This window comes from Anaerotignum faecicola, assembly GCA_024460105.1.
GTDB lineage: Bacteria > Bacillota > Clostridia > Lachnospirales > Anaerotignaceae > JANFXS01.
In genome coordinates this window covers 1-501 of record JANFXS010000165.1, presented here as the reverse complement: position 1 = coordinate 501, position 501 = coordinate 1, and the positions used below count along the sequence as shown (strand labels likewise).

At 52.5% G+C, this 501-nt stretch carries 1 protein-coding gene; it reads left to right on the top strand.

Features of this window, described 5'->3' with window-relative positions:
• A partial coding sequence (gene uvrA / locus NE664_13310; protein MCQ4727610.1) for an ABC-ATPase UvrA occupies positions 1–501 on the top strand: 501 nt, incomplete at both ends.

The following is a 501-nucleotide window of genomic DNA, read 5'->3' as shown; positions in this document are numbered from 1 at the left end:
AGCTGTCCGACGGGCTGATGACCGTGGATGTGATTGACGGCCAGCCGATTACCTTCAGCCAGAGCTTTTCCTGTCCGGACTGTGGAATCAGTATCGATGAGGTGGAACCGAGAAGCTTTTCCTTTAATAACCCCTTCGGCGCCTGCCCGGATTGTTTCGGTCTGGGATATAAGATGGAGTTTGATGAGGATCTGATGATTCCGGACAAGAGTCTGAGCATCAACCAGGGGGCCATCACTGTACTGGGCTGGCAGTCCTGTACAGATAAGGGAAGCTTTACACGCGCCATATTGGAGGCGCTGAGCAGTGAATACAAGTTCAGCCTTGACACACCGTTCGAAGAGTATCCGAAGCCGGTTCACGACGTTCTGATTAATGGAACCAACGGAAAAGAAATCAAGGTGCACTACAAGGGACAGCGCGGAGAAGGCGTATACGATGTGGCCTTTGAAGGTCTGGTTCAGAATGTGGCCCGAAGGTACCGTGAGACGTACTCGGAGG